We start from the raw sequence: 25,564 nt of genomic DNA on the forward strand, positions 1-25,564 counted from the left end.
AACCGTATTAGAAAGCTTCTACTGGTTGCGCAACCAGGCAGCGCTTGTGTTCAATATGATGCTCAAATTCTTGCCAATAGTGCTTAAGCATGCCACGCACTGGCATCGCAGCCGCATCGCCTAACGCGCAGATGGTGCGACCCATGATGTTTTCAGCAACTGAATTGAGTAGCTCAAGATCATTGTGAGCACCCTTACCATGCTCGATTCGATGCACCACGCGGTATAACCAACCCGTGCCTTCACGACATGGCGTGCACTGGCCGCATGATTCTTCATAGTAAAAGTAAGCTAGGCGCAATAGCGCGCGCACCATACAACGCGTTTGATTCATTACAATCACAGCGCCTGAGCCAAGCATAGAGCCAGCTTGCGCAATTGAATCGTAATCCATATCCGTCTGCATCATGATCGCGCCTGGCACCACTGGCGCCGAGGAGCCGCCGGGAATCACCGCTTTGAGCTGAACACCGTCCCGCATCCCGCCCGCGCAAGCCAATAATTCGGCAAATGGCGTACCTAGCGACACTTCGTAATTGCCAGGTCTGGCTACATCGCCTGAAACCGAAAAGATTTTAGTCCCACCGTTATTGGGTTTACCCAACTCTAAATACGCCTGCCCCCCAAGCGCAAACAAAAATGGGACAGCAGCAAACGTTTCTGTATTATTGATCGTGGTCGGTTTGCCAAATAAGCCGAAACTTGCCGGAAAAGGCGGCTTAAAGCGCGGCTGACCTTTTTTGCCTTCAATGGATTCAAGTAACGCGGTCTCTTCACCGCAGATATAGGCGCCATAACCGTGATGCGCATGGAGCTCAAATGAAAAATCTGAGCCCAGAATATGAGCGCCTAGATACCCTGCCGTGCGAGCTTGCTCAAGCGCCTGCTCAAAACGTTCATAGGCTTGCCAGATTTCACCATGAATATAATTATATCCAACGCTAATGCCCATCGCATAAGCAGCAATCGCCATGCCCTCGATCAACGCATGTGGATTGTAAAGCAGAATATCGCGATCTTTAAAAGTGCCTGGTTCGCCTTCATCAGAGTTGCATACCAGATATTTCTGGCCAGGAAACTGACGCGGCATGAAGCTCCATTTAAGCCCCGTTGGAAAACCCGCACCGCCACGCCCGCGCAAACCAGAAGCCTTAACTTCGGCAATCACTTGTTCAGGGAGTATTTTTTCCGTCAGAATACGCTTTAATTGCTGGTAACCACCACGCGCGACGTAATCACTGAGTTGCCAATTAGTGCCATTTAATCCAGCGAGAATCAATGGTTGCAAGTGGCGTTCGTGCAAACACGTCATTGCCCAAGCTCCTTCAGCAATTGATCAATTTTGTCACGGCTCATAAAACCACACATTCGTTTATTGTTCACCAACAACACGGGCGCATCCCCGCAAGCGCCCATGCATTCGCCTTCGCGCAAGGTAAATTTGCCATCTGGCGTAGTTTCGCCAAAACCGATGCCCAGTTTATGCTTTACATAATCAGCGGCGGCTTCCCCGCCAGATAAAGCGCAAGGCAGATTCGTGCAAACGGTAATTTTATGCACGCCAATCGGCGCCGTTTCATACATTGCATAAAAAGTTGCGACTTCCTGTACCGCAATCGCCGGCATGCCAAGATAATCCGCAATAAAGCCCATCACGTCCGTAGAGAGCCAACCCTGCTCGTCCTGCGCGATGGCAAGCGCCGCCATCACAGCCGACTGTTTCTGCTCAGCCGGATATTTGGCTAGCGCACGATCAATTTCTTTCAAAGCTTCAGCAGAGAGCATTTTCCAGTTCACTCTTAATTACATTACCGCTTAAAAGGCAGCCACCAACCCACTACAACTAGGCCCGATTCCTGATTAACGATCAATTTCACCAAAGACAATGTCTTGCGTACCGATAATGGTTACCGCATCCGCGATCATATGGCCCTTTGCCATTTCGTTTAAAGCTGACAAATGGGCAAAACCTGGAGCGCGAATTTTGAGCCGATAAGGTTTGTTAGCCCCATCCGATACTAAATAAATACCAAACTCGCCCTTCGGATGTTCGACTGCAGCATATGTCTCCCCTGCTGGCACGCAAAAGCCTTCAGTGAACAACTTAAAATGATGAATCAGCGCTTCCATATTGCTTTTCATCTCAAGCCGCTTCGGCGGCGCAACTTTAGGATTATCGATCATGACCGGGCCCGGGTGGCAGCGCAGCCAGCCTATGCATTGCCGAATAATCCGAGTCGACTGCCGCATTTCTTCAATCCGCACTAAATAACGATCATAACAATCGCCATTGACACCCACTGGAATATCAAAATCCAACTGATCGTAGACTTCATAAGGCTGCTTTTTGCGCAAATCCCATTCAATCCCTGAACCACGCAGCATCGGCCCAGTTAGGCCCAGTTGCAACGCGCGCTCGGGACTCACAACCCCAACATCAACTAAACGCTGCTTCCAAATCCGATTGTCCGTAAGCAAAGTTTCATATTCATCGACACAGCTCGGAAAGCGTTGGCTAAAATCATCAATAAAATCAAGCACTGAGCCCTGACGTGCCTGGTTCAGCTTCGTCAACGCCTTTGCATTGCGAATTTTAGCCGCTTTATATTGCGGCATTGCATCAGGCAAATCCCGATAAACACCACCTGGACGATAGTAAGCAGCATGCATGCGAGCGCCTGACACCGCCTCATAAACGTCCATTAAATCTTCACGTTCACGGAAGGCATAAAGAAATATCGCCATAGCGCCGACATCCAGCGCATGTGAGCCAAGCCACATTAAATGGTTCAGAATCCGTGTGATTTCATCAAATAACACGCGGATATACTGCGCGCGGATTGGCACTGTAATACCTAACATCCGCTCAATCGCCATCACATACGCATGTTCGTTGACCATCATCGATACATAATCGAGACGGTCCATATAGGGCACGGATTGCAAATAAGTTCTGGTTTCCGCAAGCTTTTCAGTGGCTCGGTGCAGCAAACCAATATGCGGGTCTGCCCGCTGAATGACTTCGCCATCAAGCTCAAGTACAAGCCGCAATACGCCATGGGCAGCCGGATGCTGGGGCCCAAAATTCAGCGTGTAATTTTTGATTTCTGCCATCTTAGCGATCCCAACTTAATCTTCGCTTTAATCCGTTGTAGTCTGAGTTAATGAGATTGGCCTGGCTTTAAACCACCGTAGCCTTCTTCACGAATCACGCGCGGAATAATTTCGCGCGGCTCGATGGTTACAGGTTGGTAAACCACCCGTTTTTGTTCAGGGTCGTAACGCATCTCAACATAACCTGACACGGGGAAGTCTTTGCGAAATGGATGGCCGATAAAGCCATAGTCGGTCAAAATCCGGCGCAAATCAGGATGCCCATCAAAGACTAAACCGAATAAATCAAATGCTTCTCGTTCATACCAGTCAGCTGAGTTCCAAATTTGGACAACCGAAGGCAGGACTGGGAATTCGTTATTGGGCGCAAACACTTTGACGCGCAAACGCCAATTATGCGTAATCGAGATCAGTTGTAATACGGCGGCGAAACGAGCCGACGCGGACTCACCTTGATCCGCCATCAGCTTGCTTTTAGCCTCTTCGGCACAGGCTGAATAATCGACCCCACACAAATCAAGCATTTGCTCAAAACGCAACGAGGGCTCATCCCGTAGTTGACGCATTACATTAAGATAATCGCCTGCTTTCACCACGGCCGTGATCTGCCCAAACGCATGACTGATGCGCAAATCAGCACCCAATACTGTCTCGAGATTCGCCATCAGCGCTTCGAGCTTGTTTGTCATCGAGAAAGGCCCCACTTCTAAGTACCGTATCAAAATCTGATTTAAGCGTATTGCAGAAAACCTAGCGCGCAATCGTATTCGTGCGCGTGATCTTAGCCTGCAACTGAATAATGCCGTAAATTAAAGCCTCGGCCGTTGGTGGGCAGCCTGGTACATAAATATCAACCGGCACAATGCGATCACACCCTCGCACCACAGAATACGAGTAATGATAATAACCACCACCGTTTGCGCATGAGCCCATTGAAATCACCCAACGCGGCTCCGCCATCTGCTCATAAACCTTGCGCAAAGCGCTCGCCATTTTGTTACACAGCGTACCCGCAACAATCATCACGTCGGATTGACGCGGACTAGGCCGAAACACAACGCCAAAGCGATCTAAATCATAACGGGACGCACCCGCATGCATCATTTCAACCGCGCAGCAAGCAAGACCAAACGTCATCGGCCATAATGAGCCGGTACGTGTCCAATTAATCAACTTGTCCGCGGTCGTGGTGATAAACCCTTCTTTTAGGGCACCTTCAATACTCATAACTTTGCGCTCCGCTCCAGCTTGACATCAATGCGATCCGCACCTGCCGCTGCACTCTGATTACTCCCAGTCAAGCCCGCCTCTTCTCCAGATATAAGCGAAACCGAGCACGAACTCCAACAGAAAAATCATCATCGCGAGAAAACCCGGCCAGCCAATATCCCTTAACGCGACACCCCACGGAAAAAGAAAGGCGGTTTCTAGATCAAAAATAATAAACAGGATTGCAATTAAGTAATAGCGCACATCAAATTTCATGCGCGCATCTTCAAATGCCTCAAAGCCGCACTCGTAAGGTGCATTTTTCTCGCTATTCGGGCGCTTAGGACCAAGTACTTTGCCAATACCGAGCAGTACCATACCCAAGCCCACGCCCGTGAGGATAAAGAGCAAAACAGGAAACCAGGCTGTGAGGTTCAAGACAATCCTCTATCGTTCTAGGCTAGTTCACGAACGCTGCTGGGCGCCCGCTGACATAACCCTATATCTATATATTCAAGCAATCATGCCAACCCAAACATAAGCTAACAAGCTGACATTAAAAAATACATGGTGCCGACGATGAGACTCGAACTCATACGGCTTGCGCCACTACCCCCTCAAGATAGCGTGTCTACCAATTTCACCACGTCGGCACAGGTTCTGCTCACGCAAATTACTGCAAAGCAGAGATTCTAACGTGTTCGCCGTGATTATTCAATGCAATTGATCAGCCAGCAACGCTAAGATGCGTTGCGCTGATGGGGAAGCATCGATCTCGCCCGCTTCATTGACCACAGCGACATGGGTTGTAGTCTGGGTCATGGCCTGCACGCGCAGCTTGTATTGCTTCGCTACTTGCTCTTTTTTGCCATGAAAAACTTGACGCCAAAAACCAGGTTGAGGCGCATTCAAAGCGGCCGGGTCAACATAACGCACGGTGTATATGCCCTGTGCGCGGTTGCCGGTTTCAAGCGTGAAGTTGCTGCGTTCAAGCGCATAGCCTATATACAACCAAACCCGCTCAAATGGCTCAGCGAAATCGATTTGAGACCCGCTAACCGGGGAAGCCGCGTTTAGCTGAGCGGCAGAAGCTGAGGGATCTTGCGCCGCTACCGCTTGCGTTTGACTCGCTTTATGCGGCCCCAGCGCGTACATCAAACGCTGTAGATATTCAGCCTCAAGCACTGGATCATTTGGCGTGTTTTGCCACTCACTCGTTTCTTTGTTACGCCCAATCAATACCTCATGCATACCCTGCTGATTTAATAAGATATGGGCCCCTCCTTGCGCACGCGGCTCCAAGCGTAGGCGATACCGATTTCTTTCACCCGTCACATAAGCGCCCGGTAACACTTTGGCCAGCGTGTTGCGAATCATGCCCTGGTCAATCTTGGCATAGGTTTCTTTCCAATCCGTTTCCATCACCCCCTGCTCAGGCGAGTCAAGTGTTATGGCAAAGCCTTGCGCTTGCCAAAACTGACGGATCTGCGGCCATAGCTGCTGCGGAGTTTGTTGTTCCACCAGCAACCTCCGCAGACGCCCTTTACGCTCAATCTGCATCCCTACCAGCGGCTCAAGCGCCAACTCAAACGGCATGGCGACCCGCTCAGGACGCAAATAGGAAGAGAGCGTTACGGTGCCATTAGAAGCGGGACCGCGCTGATGAGCCACAGTCTGCGCCATATCAGGCGGCAGCACGAGCGGCGTGATTTTGGTTTTTGCTGCACCTTGATAATCAATAGCGCTAGGATTAGGCGTGCTGCAACTGGCTAGCGCCAGAACACATATAGAACACGCCACTGTACGAAGTATCACAGTAGATTGGATCATTCAAAAAACCGCCGTATAAATCAGAAGAACTCTGGCGCAAAGGCCACAGTAATTCTAGATTCTAGCATGGTGCTTGCGATGAGCTGACGCATTGCGCTCGCTCGAAGAAAGATTTAAACAACGCGTTATACCGCATTGATAACTTTTTCGTCTTATCTGGTGTACGCTATAGCGTTTATAAGCGAAGCAGCCGCGTTTGCGGCGCGCGCCCAGTTACCGATAGTCAGAACATCGTGAAAAAGCTACGCTAAAGGAAAATCACATGACCGCGGGAAAACGCATTACAGATCAAAAGCGTTTTTTTTTACAAGGGCTTAAGAAGCTGCACGGCATGCGACGGCGCATCTTCCTGCTCACGCTTTGCGCGCTCACGCTCGCGCTACTCATCTGGCGTGGATGGCTCTATTTAGCTCACGCCAATGCACCCGTTACAGGACATAGCAGCTCACGCCTAGGCAGCGACCAAGTACAAACCGTACGAATTGCGCAAGTCATGCGCGGTGCCATGCCAATTGAACTCAATGCGCTAGGCACCGTCACCCCGCTTGCCAGCTTCACAGCAAAAACGCAAGTTGCAGGCAGGCTGATGAAAATTACGTTCAAAGAAGGGCAATTTGTGCAAAAAGGCGATTTGCTCGCGCAAATTGACCCGCGGCCGCATCAAATTAACTTACAAAATGCGCAAGGCGTACTTGCTAAAGATCTAGCTTTACTGAAACAAGCGCAAGCGGATCTTAAGCGCTACCAAATTTTGTTGAAACAGGATTCGATCTCAGCTAAGCAAGTCGCAGATCAAGCCTCCCTGGTTGAGCAATATCTGGGTATCGTACAAGCAGATCGGGCGCAAGTCGACCAGTACCAACTGAATCTAACGTATTGCCGCATTACCTCCCCGCTTAGCGGTCGCGTTGGCCTACGGCAAGTTGATGTGGGTAATTATGTACAACCGAACGATGGCAGTGGCATCGTCGTGATTACTCAAATGCAGCCGACTAGCGTTATTTTTAGTTTACCGGAGGACACGCTACCCACCGTCCTCAAACGCTTACGCTCCACGCAAAAGTTACCTGTATCTGCTTATGATCGCAACCGCAGCACAGTACTTGAAACGGGTTTTCTGAAAACCATCGATAATCAAATTGATCCAGCGACTGGCACGGTAAAATTGCGGGCGCACTTCGTTAATCAAAACGATATGCTCTACCCAAACCAGTTCGTTAACATCAATCTACTGGTTGATACGCTAGAGGGCGTAGCTATTGTACCTAGCGCAGCCATTCAAAACGGTTCGCTCGGCAGCTATGCATATGTCATCAATCCCGATAACACGGTCTCCGTGCGCACGCTTAAAACCGGCCCAGTTAAAGCCGAGTACACGAGCATCAAAACTGGATTAGCGCCAGGAGAGCGGGTCGTGATTGACGGCGCAGACCGCTTGCGCGAAGGCACAAAAATCGCCATTGCCCCCTCCCAACCAGCATGAATCCCTCACGCATCTTTATTCTACGGCCAGTTGGCACCACCTTATTGATGGCGGCCATTATGTTGGCCGGTTTGGTGGCGCTCCGCTTTTTGCCTATTTCCGCTTTGCCAGCCCTGGATTATCCGACAATTCAAGTGCAAACTTTTTATCCCGGTGCCAGCCCCGAGGTGATGACGTCGTCAATTACCGCCCCGCTTGAGCGCCAGTTGGGCCAGATGCCAGGTCTGAAACAGATGGCCTCAGCAAGCTCAGCTGGGGCCTCCATCATCACTTTGCTATTCAATCTTGAAATACCGCTTGATAGCGCTGAGCAAGAAGTACAGGCAGCCATCAATGCCGCGAGCAATTTACTTCCCTCCGACCTGCCCGCTCCGCCCATTTATGCCAAAATCAATCCAGCCGATGCGCCAATTCTAACGCTTGCGCTGACTTCGGCTACGTTGCCATTAACGCAGGTGCAAAATCTCGCGCACACCCAGTTAGCACAAAAAATATCTCAGGTCTCAGGCGTTGGCCTAGTCAGTCTGAGCGGTGGACACAGGCCCGCCGTGCGGATTCGCGCAAATCCACGCGCGCTGGCCGCTTACGGCCTGACTCTGGAGCAGTTACGCACAACGCTGGGCGTGCTCAATGTCAATCTACCCAAAGGCAGTTTTGACGGCCCCTCACGCGCCTATACGATTAACGCAAATGACCAACTGCAAAGCACTCAAGAATATACGCAAGCGATTATCGCTTATAAAAATGGCCGGCCGATTAAATTAGCTGATGTGGCGACCGTGATTGAAGGTGCAGAAAACGACAAGCTGGGCGCTTGGGTCAATACAACCCCAGCTGTGATCCTGAATGTACAACGTCAACCTGGCGCCAATGTTATCCAGACCACAGACCATATCAAGGCCTTACTCCCCCAATTAAACCAAGCACTGCCAGCAGCAGTGCAGGTTACCGTACTGACCGATCGCACCACAACCATTCGCGCTTCAGTGCGCGATGTGCAGTTTGAGCTGGTGCTAGCGATTGCGCTCGTCGTGCTGGTAATGTTTGTATTTTTAGCAAACTTCTATGCCACTTTAATTCCCAGTCTATCGGTTCCTTTATCGCTGATCGGCACGCTTTCCATCATGTATCTGTGGGGCTTCTCACTGAATAATTTGTCTTTGATGGCGCTCACCATTGCAACCGGCTTTGTGGTCGATGATGCAATTGTGATGATCGAAAATATTGCGCGCTTCATTGAAGAAGGCGATAGTCCGCTACAAGCCGCACTCAAAGGCTCTCAGCAAATTGCCTTCACCATCATTTCTCTCACGATCTCGCTGCTTGCAGTACTGATTCCACTGCTTTTTATGGAAGATGTAGTCGGCCGATTGTTTCATGAATTTGCGCTCACTTTAGCGGTCGCTATTTTAATTTCGGCGCTGGTATCGCTCACGTTGGTGCCAATGATGTGCGCCTATCTACTCCCTACTGCTACATCTGCGTCAAACACTTTCCCCCGCCAGCGAACAATGACCGCCAAAACCCAGGCTTTTTTCAAAGCCACGATTGCCTATTATGGGCGAGCTCTAACCTGGGTGCTGGCTCATCAAACACACACGCTCATCCTCGCGCTAGGCACAGTACTGTGCACCGTGCTCTTGTATTTATTTATTCCGAAGGGATTTTTCCCGGTGCAAGATACAGGCCTTATTCAAGCCATTTCGCAAGCGTCCCAAACTACTTCGTATGCCGCAATGGCGCAGCGCCAGCAAGAGCTGGCTACTGAGATTTTGAAAGACCCGGATGTGCTCAGCCTCTCTTCGTTGATTGGCGTTGATGGAACAAATATTGCCTTAAATAGTGGGCGTTTTTTAATTAATCTGCGTCCCCATAAGCAACGCTCAGCCCATGCCAGTGAAATTATTCGACGCTTGCAGCAACGCGTCGCCTCTGTCGCCGGCATGTCACTTTATATGCAGCCGGTACAGGATCTGGCAATTGATGCAACCGTTAGCCCCACGCAATATCAATTCACTTTACAAAACACTGAATTGGATGAATTTGAGACCTGGTTACCCAAGTTGATCGCGCGCTTAACACAGTCCAAGGTTCTCGCTGATGTCGCGACTGACTTGCAAAATAAGGGGTTGTCTATTTACGTAAAAATTGACCGCGATCAAGCAGCGCGTTTTGGTATCACGCCGGCAGCCGTAGATAATGCGCTCTATACGGCTTTTGGCCAACGCATTATCTCAACTATTTTCACCCAGTCAAACCAGTACCGAGTCATACTGGAAGCCGATCCGGCATTTCAGCAGGGCATGAGTGCACTTGCCACACTTGGCTCGATCTATTTGCCATCGACAACTTCTACAAATGGCCAAGTTCCCCTCACCGCGATTGCCAGCCTCAGCGAACAGCGTGCGCCGCTGGTTATCAACCATCTTGGCCAATTCCCAGCTGCTACCGTCTCTTTCAATCTAGCCCCCAATGCCGCGCTCAGCACCGCGGTCCAGGAGATTGAAAAGGCCTCTACTGAGATTGGACTACCCAGCTCATTTACGCTACGTTTTCAAGGTGCAGCGCTCGCCTTCAAAGCCTCGCTCACCAACCAGTTATTTTTAATTCTGGCGGCGGTGATCACGATGTATATCGTGCTTGGCGTGCTCTACGAAAGTTTTATCCACCCTGTCACGATTTTATCCACACTTCCATCAGCCAGCGTTGGAGCTCTGCTAGCGCTCATGATAAGCGGCCACGAACTGGATGTCATCGCTATCATCGGCATTGTGCTGTTAATTGGCATCGTTAAGAAGAACGCGATTATGATGATCGATTTCGCTCTCGAAGCGCAGCGCAAGCAAAAACTCACGCCACAGGCCGCTATCTATCAGGCCTGTCTACTCCGCTTTCGGCCAATTTTAATGACCACCCTTGCGGCACTTTTTGGTGCAATACCGTTAATGCTCAGCTCAGGCGTTGGTGCCGAACTGCGTCGGCCGCTGGGTATCGCGATTGTTGGCGGATTGATTGTGAGCCAGGTCTTAACCCTCTTTACAACACCTGTGATTTATCTGGCTTTCGACCGCTTAGCAACACGCTTCAAAAAAGCCCAATCTTGAACCCGGTATGAATTTATCGCGTCCGTTTATTGCTCGCCCAATTGCCACGACGCTGCTGTCAGCAGGCATCGTGCTTGCTGGCGTTTTCGCTTTTTTTAAACTGCCTGTGGCGCCGCTGCCGCAAGTTGATTTTCCAACCATTTCGGTAGAGGCGAGCCTGCCCGGAGCCAGCCCCGAAGTTGTCGCCACCAGCGTCACCAGTCCGCTTGAGCGCCGCCTGGGACAAATCGATGGCGTAACCGAAATGAGTTCGGTCAGCTCAACCGGCTCGGCGCAAATTATTTTGCAATTCGAACTCAAGCGAAATATCGATAGCGCCGCACGTGACGTACAGGCGGCAATTAATGCAGCGCGCGCTGATCTGCCGAGCCATTTGAAACAAAACCCCAGCTATCACAAAGTCAATCCAGCTGACACGCCTGTTTTAATCCTAGCGCTCACCTCGCAAACTCTGACGCGCAGCCAGATCTACGATTCCGCTGCATCCGTACTACAGCAAGCATTAGCGCAAATACCCGGCATTGGTGAAGTTGCGGTAAGCGGCTCGGCAAACCCGGCGATGCGCATTGAACTTAACCCACATGCGTTATTTAAGTATGGAATTGGGCTGGAGACGGTGCGCACGACACTTGCTGCAGCCAATCAGAATATGCCCAAAGGCGCCCTAGAGTATGGCGCGCAGCGCTATCAACTCTATACGAACGACCAGGCGACCCAGGCCAGCCAGTATCGTGACCTGATCATTGCATACCGTAACGGCGCGGCAGTACGATTAGCGGATGTGGGCTATGTCACCCGCGCCACTGAAAATGTGCGTACGCTTGGCTTGTTGAATAATGAACCAGCCGTGCTGGTGATTTTATACCGGCAACCTGGAGCGAATGTTATTGAAACAGTTGACCGCGTAAAGATGCTACTCCCTAAACTGCAAACTACGCTGCCTTCCGACGTCAAAATTACAACCCTCGCCGATCGCACTAAAACGATTCGTGCTTCTTTAAAAGATGCCGGATATACGCTCGCGATTGCGGTCGGCCTGGTCGTTTTTGTTGTCTTCGCCTTTTTACGCGATGGGCGAGCAACTCTGATTCCATGTCTGGCCGTGCCCATTTCGCTCATCGGCACTCTTAGCGCCATGTATCTGCTTGGCTATAGCCTGGATAATCTGTCATTAATGGCGCTCACGGTCGCAACGGGTTTTGTCGTCGACGATGCAATTGTTGTGCTCGAGAATACTTCACGCCATATCGAAGCCGGGAAATCCCCTTTACGCGCAACGCTAGCAGGAGCGCGCGAAGTCAGCTTTACCGTATTGTCTATTTCAATTTCGCTGGTTGCCGTTTTTATTCCTATTTTATTCATGGAGGACATTGTTGGGCGGATCTTTAGAGAATTTGCGCTGACACTCTCGCTGGCGATTGGCATGTCGCTGCTCGTATCACTTACGCTAACGCCGATGATGTGCTCGCGCTTCTTGCGCGCGCGCACAAAAAAATCAACCGCGCAACCAGCGCAAGGACTGGCAAGAGCAAGTCAATATTGCTTCGATGCTTTACAGCGTGGCTACCGAGATTCTCTAAACTGGTCATTACAGCATCCCAGATCGATCGGAACTCTTCTAATTGCCACTATCGCACTCAATATTTATCTATATACCGCAATCCCCAAAGGTTTTTTTCCGCAACAAGATACCGGGCTCTTGGTCGGTAACATCCGGGCCGATCAAAATATCTCATTCCAGCTCATGAAAACAAAGCTCGCGCAATCAATGGAAATCATCAAATCCGATCCTGCGGTTGACACATTAGCCGGCTTCATCGGTGGACGGCGCAGCAATGCAGGCTTCATGATCATCTCGTTAAAACCACGGGCTGAACGCCAGTTGACGGCTGCACAAGTGATCGAACGGCTACGTTCAAAACTCAGCGCTGTGGCCGGCAGTCGGGCTTTTCTGTATGTCTCCCAGGATATTCGTCTTGGAAGCCGACAAAGCAATGCGTCATATCAATTCACTTTACTTGGAGAATCATCGGCTGAACTCTACCTGTGGGGGCAAAAACTGGCAGAAGCGCTACAGCGTAAGGATACCCTGACCGACGTCAATAGCGACCTACAGCAAAAAGGGCTGGAAAATATGATTGTCATCAATCGCGACAAAGCAGCGCGTTTGGGCATTACACCAGCACAAATCAGCAGCACACTTTACGATGCCTTTGGCCAAAGGCGAGCCTCGACCATCTATAACTCGTTGAATCAGTATCAAGTGATTATGGAACTTGCCCCACGCTATACACAGAATCCCACGGCACTCAACGATATTTATTTCAGCACATCGAATAACAATACGGCACAAAGCATGGTGCCATTATCCGCGTTCGCCTCTTATCAAACGAGCTATACGCCACTTGCCGTGTCCCATCAAGGACTCTTTGCAGCGACGACTCTATCGTTCAATCTCCCCCCTGGCAAATCGCTATCCGATGCAACCACAATGATTAACGATACGATGAACGAAATCGGCGTGCCAGCCAATATCCACGGTAGCTTTGAAGGCACCGCAAAGGCTTTCCAAAAATCGCTAGCAAACCAGCCATTCTTGATTCTTGCGGCAATTGTTGCGGTCTACATCGTGCTTGGCATTCTATATGAAAGCACAATTCACCCTCTTACGATCCTCTCAACGCTCCCCTCAGCTGGCCTTGGCGCTTTGCTTGCACTCCTCTTATTCCGCACCGAGTTTAATTTAATCGCATTGATTGGCGTCACGCTTTTAATTGGTATCGTCAAAAAGAACGCGATTATGATTGTCGATTTCGCCATCGCGGCCACACGCCGCGGCGACACCACACGCGACGCCATCTTCAATGCTTGCCTACTGCGTTTCCGGCCGATTATGATGACCACCTGCGCGGCTATGCTTGGCGCACTGCCGCTGGCATTTGGCCAGGGTGAAGGTTCTGAGCTACGCCGCCCACTTGGTATTGCAATTATTGGCGGACTATGCGTTAGCCAGATTCTGACCCTTTATACGACACCCATTGTCTATTTATATCTGGATCGGCTACGCGGATGGTTCGTAAAACAGCAGGCCTAATACTCAAAGCCGGCCACTATAATGATAACAGGCATACTTAAATAATCTCGCCACACGCCGCAGGCGTGTCGGCTGGGCCAGAATTCGGTAAAGCCACTCCAGGCCTAAATGTTGCCATGCTTTTGGTGCCCGTTTAACCTTACCGCTAAAGACATCGAACGTGCCCCCCACCCCCATATAGAGTGCCTTTGGATAAACCTTTTGGCAGTGCCTCATAAAAATTTCTTGTTTGGGCGAACCCAAAGCAACTGTGACCAACGCTGCACCACTCTTTTGAATCAACTGAAACAGGGTTGAACGCTCTTCATCTTTAAAATAGCCATTATGGCTACCCACAATCTTGACGCCCCAATCAGTCATAAGTTTCCGCTCTACTTTGGCCAATACTCCGGCCTCACCGCCCACGAGAAATACCGGTATCCCTCGCGCGCCAGCGCGCCTCATCAACGCCAGCCACAAATCGATTCCAGCAATGCGTTGTAGATATGAGGCGTCAGAATACTTTCTCTTAATCGAACGAACGATGCTGACCCCATCCGCATATTTATATTTGGCGGCCTGGATCAGCTCGCACAAAGCCCGGTCCTGTTCCGCTAAAATCACTTTTTCAGCATTAATCGCCACTAACATACCTGTTTTTAATGCTCCATCAGCTAACAGGTAGTCGGCAAGTTCTACAGTTCTCTGAAATCCCCAAATGTCGATGCCGCGGATATTATATTTTGGAATAGAATCCATCAAGCTCCTCCAATTTCTTCTCGCCGGCGCAGACCAGCCATAGCCATATATAGACGGTACAATAATTTGGCCAATAACAGACATAAGCCAAATATCAAGCAATAAAATCCTAGACGCGAAACAAAGGAATCTAACCCCTCTCTCGCTAACACAACAAGGTGAAATAACAGACCAAAACAAAACGCCTGCATGGTGGCACCCGTATAACGATTCTGTGCGTGCCTGGCTGCAGTGTATAAACCATCAAGCCATTTTATAATCAGGCCAACCACCATCGCTCCAAACACAAAGGACCACGCTCCTCCCATAATGAGAAGCGAGCCAATTAGGGTTGGTGAAATTGCTACAGCAAAGTATTCCCGCACCTGCCAAGTAAAGTAATTAGCCGTATTAAGAACCAGATTCGGACGCTCAGGCCATAACCACTGCGGAATATAGACATAGAAATCGCGAATAATCGGCGCTAATCCCTGGAAATCGATTTGATGATACTTTTCTAGCAATAATGCCAAACTTTCCCAAGGCGAAAAAGTATCACGGGTCAAGTAAAGCAGTGTCTCTATCCGCTCCGCGCCCTGAACCTTCAACCCGTAACGCTGCAGCGCCAGCCACGTCATCACACCTATTGCTACCCCTCCAGTAAGCAGCAGCGTTCTCAAGCGAATATGATGGTTGGCGATGCCAATAAATAAAAACAATGCGAACGACAAGGCGATATTAGCGCGTGTACCACCCACAGCAAAATAAGTCAGGACTCCAAAGCTCATGGTCATAGCAAGAAATACCACCCAGGATTTAAAGCTTGGCCGGAGAAAATAAAGCACCAGCATGGCGGGTATAAAAAAATAGAAAAGACGCTTAAGGGGCAGTAAAACAAGGTCTTTAGAAAAGAGCCTTTGACCATAACTACGCGGGCTAAAAAATAGAAAGCCATTATTTAGAATAAAAATGAGCAATGCCGCGACCGCAATCAGCATCAAAATCACCCACAACAAATGGGTCTCTTTACGCTTCATTGCCGGCAGTGGCGCCCCGCGCCAAAAGGGGGGGAGTTTCGCTTTATAAACTACATAATAGATCGCATAGAAACAGGCTGGCAGCAACAGTGCATAAGCTAAATAATTCGGCGGCGAGATAGGCAATCCAAAATACAGCACTAGCCAACCGGATAACGGAAAGCCAAGATAAAAAGTGGATAGATAAGCCAGCGAGAAACATAGATTCAAGTTAAATCCAGCTAACCGGAATTCACGCCAGACCAGCGCAAAAATAAATGAACCGGCTGCTAACCAGAGCATTAAAAGCATCATGCAATGAGTTAATGTCATAGAGAATCTTTCTTTCCATCCGTAATTGCCAAAGCACGTTGCCAGCCTGTGATGTAATTGGGACTAAAAAAAGCAATCTGGGTCTGGTCTAATTGAGCCAGGCGGTGCTGGGTTTCACGCACCATCTCTCGGCTCAAATCATCGCCATAAAATAATACGGGTATGCGTTGCTCAAAAAGATCTTGTTGGAAAGGATTTTGTCGGCTAATGACAAATGGAATACCGTGCTGGATCAGCAAGCATAGAGTCCCCACCCCCTGCTGCCGCTGAAAAAGAAAATAACCCAGATCACATTGTTCTAAAAGCTTTTGGTATTCGTTAAAATCGATCATTCTATTTAAGAGTTCTACCTGTCCCGGCGCAAATAGTTTTTCAGCTTCTACACGGATCTCATTGATATATAGCGGGTTGCCTAGCGGATAACCCAAAGGCACCAAGATACGCACCTGCTTGCCAAATTGTTTATGAATCGTGTGTAGTGCTTCAATATGACGATTAGAACGGGCACCGGAATTACCGAGCAAAATCGTGAACAGCTTTGTGTCCGGTTTCCGGGGTCGAGGAAGATTTTTCACCTCTGGCATGCGGGTTGGAAAATAAAGCAAACTCGTAGGAACCCGTGGATAGCGTTGTTGATAATAAGCAAGATCTCCACGCGTGGCAAACACGTGCGCAAAACATCCTTGTACGCGCCGTCTCAACAAATAAAACAGCTTAGATCGAAAGCCTGTCGCATCCTCATAAAGATCTGCGCCCCAAATATGCCAGCTCGCTTGTGCGGGGCGAATGCGGCCAGTCAAGAGCAGAAGCCAAATGCCTGGATTAAACTGTCCATGAAAAAAGAAATGTTGGGCACGGCATTCTTTCGCTAACGCCGCTACGGCTTTCGCCAATGTGCGTCTATCCGGCAATACCTTCACCTGCAAAGCGGAGTAATCGCCCAAACTTGTCGGCTCTCGGGCAACCACCCAAAAACGTAATGGCATTTGAGATTGCAATAGCTTTGGCGCTAAAATCTGATTGAAAAAATTCAACACTGTTCGATTGTGATGCTCAATCTCGGAGCCCAGGATATGGATTACAGACACTCACTCCCCCCTTTTACAGTAGATGAGAAATACGCACGCACACACAGCAAAGTAAACACTATACGTCGCCGCATAAGCCTGCACAGTTCCCAATGCGCCACTCATTGGAATTAACCAGTACGAAAAAAGTATAATTAAACTAAACTGAGTAAATTCTGCTAATACATAAAATCGTAGCGAGGCTTTAGCAATAATCAAATAGCCAAACAGATAAGCGCCGACCTTGAATATATCGCCACTGAGTTGCCAAGCAAAAAGGTTACGCATTGGCCTAAAGTCCGCTGAAAACAGCAAAGCGATGACCATATCGCGCAGCAACCATATACTTAAACTCATGGCCAGCGCCAGGGGTAACAAGAAGCGTTGGGCGCGACCAATCTCATGGGCCAAATCTGCTCGTTTTTTTTGCCTGGATAGGGTGGGCAGCAAATACACGGTAAAAGGGGCCGTGATCAATTGTAGATAAGCATCCGATATCTTATTCATCCCCTGCCAAATGCCAACCTCCTCCCAGCCATAATGAGCGGCCAGCAATTTTCTTATTATGAAATAAGCAATCGGCAGCGTAACGGAAGTCGTGACCGCCATTGCGGTAAACTTGAAAAGACCGTGAGCCAGTTTTTTATCCCAAGTTAGCCTTAACCGACTCAGCGATACAATACCACGCTTAAACAATACGACCCCTGCCGGTAATGCTAATAGCGCCGGCATCAAGACCAACCCTATCAAAGCCCCAGCATAGCCGCCGAAATGGAAAGCTGCCCAATATGCACACAGGCCGAGCAAGCTGCCGCCGATGACCGACAGCGCAGTGCCCGCTGCATCACGCCAACCTTTAAGAATAGCCAAAAAAAAGTTGGCAAAAGCAATCCCGAATTGAATGCAAGCTGTTGCACGCAACACATCCTGCAAACCTTCATCGCCAAACAGTAATCGGCTAAGAGGAGCGGCCGCGCATATCAACACCAGCGCCAGCAAGGTTGAAGACCCCAGCACGATAACCATAGAGGTGCTGAACAGACGATGCAGGCGAACTACATCAAACTGAAATTCAGCAACGTATTTGATCACCCCGTTGTAAATACCCGCACCAGATAACACGCTCAACACGGTGATAAGCGCCATAAAGTTTCCGGCCCGGCCCATCCCCTCTGGACCAAAAGCGAGCGCTAACCATTTGATCAACAGCAGCCCTGCACCCAATTTGATCAATATAGAGGCTGCAGACCAAACCCATGCTCGCGCTAGAGATGGCATGAGTGACGTAATTTAATTTTGAATTGCATCCCGCCTGCCTCTCTATTAGTATTTTCTATACTGTACTCTTTATAAATGTGACCAATAGGACTACTACCTATTTGCTTTAGACTTCCCACCCCGATTTAAGAGATGTTATTCTAGCGTAGAATCAGGTGGGGGGGAAAATTCGGCGCTTAGACAGCGTCATTCGTTAAATCTGTCTCTGCATGGGTCAATTCCAAATCAAAAGCAGGCGATCAATGAAAAAAATATTAACTGTTTTTGGCACACGTCCGGAAGCCATCAAAATGGCGCCTGTTGTACGCGCTCTTAGCAAGCGCACACAATTTGAGGCCAAAGTATGTGTGACCGCGCAACATCGCCAGATGCTTGATCAAGTACTGGATCTTTTCAAGATCAAGCCCGATTTCGATCTAAATATTATGCAACCCGGGCAGAATCTCTTTTCCATCACAGCCAACATTCTTGAAAACTTTAAACATGTGCTAATGGAATACCAACCCGATTTTGTTCTGGTCCATGGCGATACTGCAACCACCTTTGCCGCCTCGCTCGCTTCTTATTACTTGAAAATTCCAGTAGGACATGTTGAGGCAGGTTTACGCACCGGTAATTTGTATTCACCCTGGCCAGAAGAGGCAAACCGTAGATTAACAGGCGCCCTCGCATGTTTACATTTTGCCCCAACAGCGCAATCACGCGAGAATCTTTTGAGAGAAAATATCGCCGCTGATCGTATTGTGGTGACAGGAAATACCGTGATTGACGCGCTCTTGGAAGTCAAACAAAAAATCGCCACGAACCCTAGACTGGCAGCTAGCCTTGCCAGACAATTTCCACAGTTAAATCACTCACGGCAATTGATTTTAATTACCGGACATCGCAGAGAGAATTTCGGCGATGGCTTCAAACGCATTTGTACAGCAATTGCAGCCCTTTCCAAACGCTATCCAGAGGTTGATTTCGTTTATCCGGTTCATCTCAATCCGAATGTACAAGAGCCTGTCCAACATTTCCTCAAAGGCATCCGTAATATTCACCTGATTGAGCCACTGGATTACTTACCATTCGTCTACCTGATGATGCGCTCAACGCTCATCCTGACAGATTCAGGAGGGGTGCAAGAAGAAGCCTCATCGCTCGGCAAGCCAGTCCTGTTAATGCGAGAAAACACTGAGCGCCCGGAAGCATTGGAGGCAGGTATTGTACGTCTTGTCAGTACAGATATCGATACCTTATGCCAACAGGTCAGCTGGCTGCTTGACAACCCCACTCAATATAGCCAGATGAGCTCTGATACACATTGCTTATACGGAGACGGCAAGGCAGCTGAGCGTATCGTGCAAACACTCGCGACCCATCAAATATAATTGACCAGGCAGTTCAACTGGGTCCTTTCAATAACATGATCAAAGACTTGTGGATCTTTTACAAAAACTTCTATGAGACATTCACATTTTAAGAAAGTATGTGTCATCGGTCTTGGCTATATTGGCTTACCTACCGCCGCTATGTTCGCCTCCCGAAAAATACGAGTTGCTGGAATCGATATCGATCAATACACAATCGATACGATTAATGAAGGCAAGATTCATATTATTGAACCAGAACTTGACATCATCGTACACGCCGTGGTGAAAGAAGGATACCTGAAAGCATCGGCTCAACCTGAAGCGGCTGACGCATTCGTTATCGCTGTCCCGACGCCCAGCAAGGAAGACCATAGCCCTGATCTGAGTTATGTACGAGCAGCTGCCGAGTCAATTGCCCCGGTACTCAAGCAGGGTGACCTCGTGATACTGGAATCTACCTCACCGGTCGGAACGACTGATCAGATGATCAGCTGGCTCAAAGCAGCTCGTGCTGATTTATCGTTCCCTACCTCGCATCACAAAAACGAACCACCTGATATTAATATTGCCTATTGCCCTGAACGCGTACTGCCAGGCCAAGTGATACGTGAATTGGTGCAAAACGACCGCATTATCGGCGGCGTCACAGCGAACTGCGCACAGCGCGCACAGATGTTATATCGTATCTTTGTGACGGGAGAACTGCTAACCACCAATGCGCGCACAGCAGAAATGGCCAAGTTGACGGAAAACGCTTTCCGTGATGTGAATATCGCATTTGCCAATGAGCTTTCACTGATTTGTGACCAGCTCAAGATTAATGTATGGGAATTGATTAAACTCACCAATCATCATCCCCGTGTCAACGTATTACAGCCGGGTCCAGGAGTCGGCGGCCATTGCATTGCAGTTGACCCTTGGTTTATCGTAAATAAAACCCCTGAGCAGGCAAAACTCATTCGAACCGCCAGAGAAATTAATGATTACAAACCAGAGTGGGTTGTTAACAAAGTCAACACAGCCATTGATCAATGTCTTGCAAATGGTAAACGCTCGTCCCGCCAAAACGTTGTCGTTGCTCTTCTAGGATTAGCGTTTAAGCCAAATATTGACGATTTTCGGGAAAGCCCAGCAGTTCATATTGCAAGAAAACTCGTCACAACTTCAGAGGCACGCTTTATTTTAGTGGAACCTTTTATTGACGAATTACCGGCTGAGCTTGCCAGCGCCCGCTTAGCAAATTTAAAGCAGGCGATAGCAGAAGCCGACGTGGTCGCCCTATTAGTCAAGCACGATGCCTTCAAGGCAGTGGCTGAGCTGTTTAAACCATCGGTATTATTGATCGATGTCGTCGGTTTATTGGAAGATGAGCATAGCAGATAGCCTCTTTAAAACCTATTAAATAAAATAACGCAGTATAGTTGCGGTTATTTAGACAAATAATGTTCCCCGAATGCTTACCCTGTCACCCAATGGGGGGCCAACTGCATGAGGTTTATCTTCTTCGATACGCCCCGTTTCAACTAAAAATGACGGCGCATTAAAAGCAGCCGGTGCCAGCAAAATTTTGCCCCGCACAAAATGAACCTGGGTTGCCTGATAGCGATTCACTCCATTCATCAATTGAATATGTATCACGTCAGGATGCGCTACGATACTTTGGTAAGGCCCTAAGCGCCAATGAATAAGGCGATTGTTCCCGGTACGAGATAATAGAACACCTTGCTTCGTTGTATTTAACAAAGTTGTATTGCCAGATAAGGTGAAGTGCTGTTCAGCCATGCCAGTCAAACAGAGAGCAAGGTTTTTAATCTGGCACGCATCTAACGCCACTTTATGCGCCGCGATCCAAAGAGAAGCCGTCGCTTGATTGCCTTCAAAAGTACAGTTATTAAAGAAAATCGCGCGCTGGGCATCAATCGAGTTTCTTTCGACTTGCGGCAAATGCGTTTGGCAATACCGCCCGAGAGGGTCCTCGGCACTGCTCGTTAAATCGTGCCGGCTATCCAATCTAAAACTACACCCATTAAAGGTGTTCGGCCGAGAGGATAAATCCGTGTGCTGAACCAGGGTTAATTCACTCTCGACCGTGCAGCCTCGGATTTGCAGGCCATCAGCATTAAGCCGCATAATACCCGTAGTGGGCTGGCCATTTACCCGGCGCACATAGACGTCATCCAATGTCAGATCAGTCACTTTCTCATTAGCTATAAAAAGTGTGCAGATATGGCTTCGCACTGCAATGCGTTTAGCTGATGCGCCCCACTGCTTTCCTGAGTTCGCAAAAGAGATCGCTCCCGAATTTCCTGAATACACCAGGTCATGCTCATATTGTCCGTGAGTCACAAAAGTTCCATCGTTATCACCGTTGCTGCAGCAGTTTTCCACTGTGCAATATGCACTCGCAACAAAATCATTCAGATGTCTGGCATTGGCGGAGCTACAACCGGAAATATGTCCGTAGAGGCAATAAATATGCTGAGCTAAATAGCCTGCGCCGCCATACTTTATGTTTACAGGATTGGTTAATGAGCACCGTTCAGTGCGAAAGTTCGTACACCAACGCCTGATGACAACGCTCCAGAAAGTTGATTCCGCATGAACTTCAGATATATTGCAAGACACTGCATATTCAAACGCAATCGGGTGAGAACTTGTATTTGGAGCCGTGCCGTGTCCGATAAAGCGCATATTGCTAATATGCACTTGTTCCACAATACTGACCTGAGACCAACGGAGCTGCCGTCCAATAGGTAAGGCCCAGCCATTTTTATAATTGACCCTAACCTGCTTCGCATCGACAATTTGTGTCACTTGTACTAATTTTTGCAGCTCTTTTTCTAAACGCCCACCCCGTGCGTCCGACTCAAGCTGATACCACTGCCCAACAGAAAACTGACTTGAATCTGTTACCGGAAAAATATCCGTCTGTTCCGGCAATACTCTATCCAATGTAACAGTCATTGTATTAGCAAGAGGCTTACCGCCAAAAAACAACACAGCCGCCAATGCGTTAATTTGCCCCGCAACAACGGGCTCAATACCAACCGTAGTGACCGTCTGTCCTCCAAAATCCAGCGTGAGATTACTGCGATAAAAATGATGGCGGCGCACAAAATTGAGTGGAGTATGCGCTTCGATACAATGAATCGAAGGATCATTCACCATGGTCTCTAGCGCATCATCGGCATTGACCTGTGCATCGAAAATCCCAAATTGCCTAAAATCCACGACACCTTCATGCAATTGGATCCAACGTCCTTTAGCATTGCCCTCAGCACCGATAACCGTGCCGCCGTTGCTCATACGTTCTGAAGCAGCATCCCAATAAACGAGCAGACCTCCTCCATCGCCGGGACTGTAATAGCCTAGTGTAATTACAACTGTACCGTTAACGGGTTGCGTAAGAGCCAACTCGATCAAGTCAGCAACTGTCCCAACTTGCCTGATTGTATTTTTTGAGACATTTAATTTTAAAGGTGCCAAAGCCAAACCACCGGCCGCCATACCTAGAGCTGTACTTAAAAAATAACGGCGCGTCATAAGAAATTCTATCCCCCTTCGAAACTCATCCTATTTGGAAATTTGATTTTTTATCAATCTTCCTCTATATATAGATGGCTGTGATGGATAAGACCAATAAGACTTCGGCACCATTAAGTCTAAGTAAATAAGAAGTATTACGTTAAACGCGTCATCTTATAAAAAAACTAACTTATGCTTAATTTCATACTCAGTTTTATTGTCTCCACTTTGGTCATTCTACTACTTGTGCGCTATAGGCATTTGCATGAGCATTTATCCGCTGATCAAGCTCCATCATCCGGAGCCCAAAAAATTCATCAGCAATCCGTGCCCCGTATCGGTGGCATTGGCATCTTTGTCAGCTTGGTGGTAGCGACCAGCCAGCTTTATTTCAATGATCCAAATCTTGCTCTTGGCATACTCTCGATCGTTGCCTGCGGGCTGCCCGCTTTCTTATCAGGACTTGCTGAAGATTTAACTAAACGTGTAACTCCATTGGCCCGTCTTCTCTGTACACTGGCTGCTGCCTTATTGGCCTACCTTTTGCTTGGCCTCCATGTAACACGCACCGGCCTTGTACTGCTTGACGCAATGATTGCTTATCCTGCCATCGGCTGCTGCTTCACCTTACTTGTCATAGCAGGATTGGCCAATGCGATTAACTCTATCGACGGCATTCATGGCTTAGCTTCAATGATCACGTTTATGATGTCCGCATCACTTGCCTATGTTGCTTACCAAGTGTCCGACACCACCATACTCTCGGCAGCACTGATCATGATGGGAGCCATTTTCGGTTTTTTTGTCTGGAATTTTCCGACAGGGCAGATCTTTTTAGGTGATGGTGGAGCTTATTTTATTGGCTTCATGTTAGGTGAATTATCTATCTTGCTGGTCATGCAGCACCCTGAAGTTTCCGCTTGGTATCCCGTCTTGATGCTGCTTTACCCAACTTTTGAGGTTCTTTTCTCAATTTACCGCAGGCGTTTCTTACACCACACTTCAATCATCACAGCAGATGCCAGGCATTTACATACGTTGATTTATAAACGGCTTATACGCCCAACCGCTAGCGTGCACAGTGTGCGCACGTTTACGCGGTGTAATGCACTCACCGCACCTTATCTATGGTTGTTATATTTGATTGCAGTGATTCCTGCGACACTTTTTTGGCGGCATACCCCATTGCTGGTTTGTTTTGTCGCAGTATTTATTGCAGCCTATATCTGGCTTTATACTTGTATCGTGCGATTTAAGGTACCCCGCTGGTTACTTTTTTGGCGAAATAACGCATGCCAGGCGAAAATTCAGGCGGAGTAGCTCATCACAGCGTCTATCACAACGCGCTGGGTAGCATCTGTCATATTATAAAATAAGGGTAGCCGCACCAAACGCTCGCTATCTTGAGTGGTATATCTGTCATCACCGTGAAAGATGCCAAACTTCTGCCCTGCGGGAGAAGTATGCAACGGAACATAGTGAAAAACAGCCATTACACCAGCATGGCGCAACGTGCTAATAAAAGCATTGCGCTCCTCGATATTACGCAGTTTGAGATAAAAGATATGCGCGTTATAGTCGCAGTCTGCCAAAATAGCCGGCAGTGCAAAGCGCTCTTGCTCCGCCAAAAACTGAAAAGCCTGAAAATAGCCCTGCCATAATTCAAGGCGGCGCCTGTTGATCTGCTCTACTGCCTCCAGTTGCGCCCACAGATAAGCGGCCTGCAATTCGGACATCAGATAGCTAGAGCCAATGTCTCGCCATGTATATTTATCCGTCTGGCCACGCAAAAATTGATTCCGATTCGTCCCTTTCTGACGAATAATTTCCGCGCGTTCTACGTGTTCAGCGTGGTTAATCAGAATAGCCCCCCCTTCACCACCGGCAGTAATATTCTTGGTTTCGTGGAAGCTATAACAACCAATGTGGCCGATACTACCAAGCGCACGGCCTTTATAACTCGCGGCTACCCCTTGTGCCGCATCTTCTACGACCCATAGTTGATATTTCTCAGCCAGCGCCATAATGATATCCATCTCACATGCAACACCGGCATAATGAACTAGAACAATAGCTCGCGTCTTGCTGGTTAATGCAGCTTCAATTTGAGTCTCATCTATATTCATGGTGTCAGGGCGCACGTCAACAAAAACGATCTTGGCTCCGCGCAACACGAAAGCATTAGCCGTAGACACAAAGGTGTAACTGGGCATCACCACTTCGTCGCCTGGCTGGATATCGAGCAAAATAGCCGCCATTTCCAGGGCTGCTGTACAAGAAGGCGTAAGCAGCACTTTATGGCTACCCGTATACTGTTCGAACCAGTCCTGACAGCGTTGCGTAAAGTTGCCATCGCCGCTCAGCACATTGCTAGCCAACGCAGATTGGATATAGGCTAATTCAGTGCCGACCACAGCTGGGGTGTTAAATGGAATCATA

General features: G+C 48.7%; 19 protein-coding genes and 1 tRNA gene. 6 read left to right on the forward strand and 14 right to left on the reverse strand.

All coding sequences use genetic code 11. The features are described from left to right. Window positions 1-7 precede the first annotated feature (7 nt). The 8 genes from nuoF to bamC form a co-directional block, all read right to left on the reverse strand. Window positions 8-1,312, reverse strand: coding sequence for an NADH-quinone oxidoreductase subunit NuoF (gene nuoF / locus MPB2EB_RS05830; protein WP_185181416.1), 1,305 nt, complete (start codon window positions 1,310-1,312; stop codon window positions 8-10). Further along, window positions 1,309-1,785 (reverse strand): NADH-quinone oxidoreductase subunit NuoE, encoded by a 477-nt coding sequence (nuoE, locus tag MPB2EB_RS05835; RefSeq protein ID WP_185181417.1) that lies wholly within the window; start codon window positions 1,783-1,785, stop codon window positions 1,309-1,311. The genes nuoF and nuoE overlap by 4 nt, the downstream gene beginning before the upstream one ends. Window positions 1,786-1,860: 75 nt before the next feature. Continuing rightward, window positions 1,861-3,114: an NADH-quinone oxidoreductase subunit D gene (locus MPB2EB_RS05840; protein ID WP_185181418.1), complete on the reverse strand. Its 1,254-nt coding sequence runs from the start codon at window positions 3,112-3,114 to the stop codon at window positions 1,861-1,863. A gap of 47 nt (window positions 3,115-3,161) precedes the next feature. Then, on the reverse strand, window positions 3,162-3,803 hold the full coding sequence (locus tag MPB2EB_RS05845; protein WP_185181419.1) for an NADH-quinone oxidoreductase subunit C: 642 nt from the start codon (window positions 3,801-3,803) through the stop codon (window positions 3,162-3,164). A 61-nt stretch (window positions 3,804-3,864) separates the two neighbouring features. Next, a complete protein-coding gene (locus tag MPB2EB_RS05850; protein WP_185181420.1) occupies window positions 3,865-4,341 on the reverse strand; it encodes an NADH-quinone oxidoreductase subunit B family protein in 477 nt (158 codons plus the stop codon). Between the two features lie 60 nt (window positions 4,342-4,401). Then, window positions 4,402-4,761, reverse strand: coding sequence for an NADH-quinone oxidoreductase subunit A (locus tag MPB2EB_RS05855; RefSeq protein ID WP_026921270.1), 360 nt, complete (start codon window positions 4,759-4,761; stop codon window positions 4,402-4,404). 130 nt (window positions 4,762-4,891) lie between these two features. Continuing rightward, window positions 4,892-4,976, reverse strand: a tRNA-Leu gene (locus MPB2EB_RS05860). 61 nt (window positions 4,977-5,037) lie between these two features. After that, on the reverse strand, window positions 5,038-6,153 hold the full coding sequence (bamC, locus tag MPB2EB_RS05865; RefSeq protein WP_185181421.1) for an outer membrane protein assembly factor BamC: 1,116 nt from the start codon (window positions 6,151-6,153) through the stop codon (window positions 5,038-5,040). A gap of 262 nt (window positions 6,154-6,415) precedes the next feature. On the opposite strand from bamC, the gene MPB2EB_RS05870 reads away from it, so the two are divergent. From MPB2EB_RS05870 to MPB2EB_RS05880, 3 genes are read left to right on the forward strand one after another with little or no spacing between them, the layout of a single operon-like run. Further along, complete coding sequence (locus MPB2EB_RS05870) at window positions 6,416-7,636, forward strand: MdtA/MuxA family multidrug efflux RND transporter periplasmic adaptor subunit (protein ID WP_185181422.1); 1,221 nt, start codon at window positions 6,416-6,418, stop codon at window positions 7,634-7,636. Next, window positions 7,633-10,740, forward strand: coding sequence for an MdtB/MuxB family multidrug efflux RND transporter permease subunit (locus MPB2EB_RS05875; RefSeq protein ID WP_185181423.1), 3,108 nt, complete (start codon window positions 7,633-7,635; stop codon window positions 10,738-10,740). Before MPB2EB_RS05870 ends, MPB2EB_RS05875 begins: the two co-directional genes overlap by 4 nt. Before the next feature lie 7 nt (window positions 10,741-10,747). After that, window positions 10,748-13,834 carry an efflux RND transporter permease subunit gene (locus MPB2EB_RS05880; protein ID WP_185181424.1) on the forward strand — a complete coding sequence of 1,029 codons (3,087 nt, stop codon included), beginning with the start codon at window positions 10,748-10,750 and terminating at the stop codon, window positions 13,832-13,834. Between the two features lie 3 nt (window positions 13,835-13,837). On the opposite strand, the gene wecG is transcribed toward MPB2EB_RS05880, so the two are convergent. Genes wecG through wzxE form a run of 4 tightly spaced genes read right to left on the reverse strand, consistent with a single transcriptional unit; the run spans window position 13,838 to window position 18,245 of the window. Beyond that, window positions 13,838-14,572 carry a lipopolysaccharide N-acetylmannosaminouronosyltransferase gene (gene wecG, locus MPB2EB_RS05885; protein WP_185181425.1) on the reverse strand — a complete coding sequence of 245 codons (735 nt, stop codon included), beginning with the start codon at window positions 14,570-14,572 and terminating at the stop codon, window positions 13,838-13,840. Beyond that, on the reverse strand, window positions 14,572-15,900 hold the full coding sequence (gene wzyE, locus MPB2EB_RS05890; protein ID WP_185181426.1) for an ECA oligosaccharide polymerase: 1,329 nt from the start codon (window positions 15,898-15,900) through the stop codon (window positions 14,572-14,574). The genes wecG and wzyE overlap by 1 nt, the downstream gene beginning before the upstream one ends. After that, window positions 15,897-16,988, reverse strand: coding sequence for a TDP-N-acetylfucosamine:lipid II N-acetylfucosaminyltransferase (locus MPB2EB_RS05895; RefSeq protein ID WP_185181427.1), 1,092 nt, complete (start codon window positions 16,986-16,988; stop codon window positions 15,897-15,899). The genes wzyE and MPB2EB_RS05895 overlap by 4 nt, the downstream gene beginning before the upstream one ends. Further along, window positions 16,989-18,245 (reverse strand): lipid III flippase WzxE, encoded by a 1,257-nt coding sequence (gene wzxE / locus MPB2EB_RS05900; RefSeq protein ID WP_185181428.1) that lies wholly within the window; start codon window positions 18,243-18,245, stop codon window positions 16,989-16,991. A gap of 242 nt (window positions 18,246-18,487) precedes the next feature. Here wzxE and wecB point away from each other — a divergent pair, with 242 nt between their 5' ends. Together wecB and wecC are read left to right on the forward strand one after the other, a co-directional pair. Further along, complete coding sequence (gene wecB, locus MPB2EB_RS05905) at window positions 18,488-19,618, forward strand: non-hydrolyzing UDP-N-acetylglucosamine 2-epimerase (protein ID WP_185181429.1); 1,131 nt, start codon at window positions 18,488-18,490, stop codon at window positions 19,616-19,618. A gap of 72 nt (window positions 19,619-19,690) precedes the next feature. Then, a complete protein-coding gene (gene wecC, locus MPB2EB_RS05910) occupies window positions 19,691-20,983 on the forward strand; it encodes a UDP-N-acetyl-D-mannosamine dehydrogenase (protein WP_185181430.1) in 1,293 nt (430 codons plus the stop codon). Between the two features lie 48 nt (window positions 20,984-21,031). Here wecC and MPB2EB_RS05915 read toward each other — a convergent pair whose 3' ends face one another. Continuing rightward, window positions 21,032-23,143, reverse strand: a complete 2,112-nt coding sequence (locus MPB2EB_RS05915) for a hypothetical protein (protein WP_185181431.1) — start codon at window positions 23,141-23,143, stop codon at window positions 21,032-21,034. A 174-nt stretch (window positions 23,144-23,317) separates the two neighbouring features. Between MPB2EB_RS05915 and MPB2EB_RS05920 the strand changes: the two genes are divergently transcribed. Continuing rightward, entirely contained in the window at window positions 23,318-24,445 is a 1,128-nt protein-coding gene (locus MPB2EB_RS05920; protein WP_185181432.1) for a glycosyltransferase, read from the forward strand. Here MPB2EB_RS05920 and rffA read toward each other — a convergent pair. After that, window positions 24,433-25,563, reverse strand: coding sequence for a dTDP-4-amino-4,6-dideoxygalactose transaminase (rffA, locus tag MPB2EB_RS05925; RefSeq protein WP_185181433.1), 1,131 nt, complete (start codon window positions 25,561-25,563; stop codon window positions 24,433-24,435). The genes MPB2EB_RS05920 and rffA overlap by 13 nt on opposite strands. Window position 25,564 lies beyond the last annotated feature (1 nt).

It is taken from the genome of Mycoavidus sp. B2-EB, assembly GCF_014218255.1.
GTDB lineage: Bacteria > Pseudomonadota > Gammaproteobacteria > Burkholderiales > Burkholderiaceae > Mycoavidus.